Below are 1,044 nucleotides of genomic sequence, written 5' to 3'. Positions count from 1 at the left end.
TGTTTAGTCCCAGGATTTGATGGTGCATTATTTTCACGAGAGTGGAAGGAAGCGCTATGGGCCAGGTTCACCACGGAAGCGCCACGACGACAGCGGCAGTCCGTCGAGCGATACAACATAGTCAAGAGAGCCTGAGGGCTCTGGCGAAACGCTACGGGATCAACCCGAAGACGGTAGCCAAATGGAAGGGGCGGCCCGATACGGCGGATCGGCGCACTGGTCCGAAAGCTCCTCTTTCGACGGTTTTGTCGATCGAGGAGGAAGCCATCATCGTGGCGTTCCGCCGCCATACATTATTGCCCCTGGATGACTGCCTTTACGCGCTCCAGGCGACAATCCCGCATCTGACGCGCTCTTCTTTGCATCGTTGTTTTCAGCGCCATGGGATCAGCCGCCTGCCCGACACCGAAGGCGACAAGCCGAAGCGTTCAAAGTTCAAGACCTATCCGATCGGCTACTTTCATATCGACATTGCCGAAGTCTGCACTGAAATGGGCCGCCTCTATCTCTTCGTAGCGATTGACCGGACATCGAAATTCGCATTTGTCCAACTGCACGAGAAAGCAACACGTCGCGTTGCCGGTGACTTCCTGCGTGCTTTGGCCACTGCAGTCCCCTATCGCATCCATACCGTGCTGACCGATAACGGCACGCATTTTACCGATCCGGCCGGAAACGGATGGACACCGGAAGAGATCAAGGCCATGCGGGCCGATGGCGTCCAGTTCCGTTGCCATTCTTTTGAACTGGCCTGTGCTGATCTCGATATCGAGCATCGACTGACAAAGCCGCGACATCCCTGGACAAATGGCCAGGTCGAGAGGATGAACCGCACGATCAAGGAGGCAACGGTCAAGCACTTCTATTACGAAACGCACGACCAGTTGCGCCAGCACCTCGCAGACTTCGTCGCTGCCTATAATTTCGCCCGCAGGCTCAAGACACTGCGCGGCCTCACTCCATATGAATTTATTTGCCAGCAATGGGAAAAAGAACCATCACGGTTCATGCAAAATCCGCACCATCAAATCCTGGGACTAAACA

1 protein-coding gene is annotated in these 1,044 nt (G+C 55.3%); it reads left to right on the top strand.

All coding sequences use genetic code 11. The features are described 5' to 3' along the window. Positions 1-56: 56 nt before the first annotated feature. The coding region (locus CFR79_RS15455; RefSeq protein WP_110548468.1) for an IS481 family transposase at positions 57-1,044 on the top strand (988 nt) is incomplete at its 3' end.

The sequence above is a fragment of the Komagataeibacter saccharivorans genome, from assembly GCF_003207825.1.
Classification (GTDB): Bacteria; Pseudomonadota; Alphaproteobacteria; order Acetobacterales; family Acetobacteraceae; genus Komagataeibacter; species Komagataeibacter saccharivorans.
The sequence above is the reverse complement of the archived record's forward strand: the minus strand, read 5'-3'. Positions and strand labels throughout refer to the sequence as shown.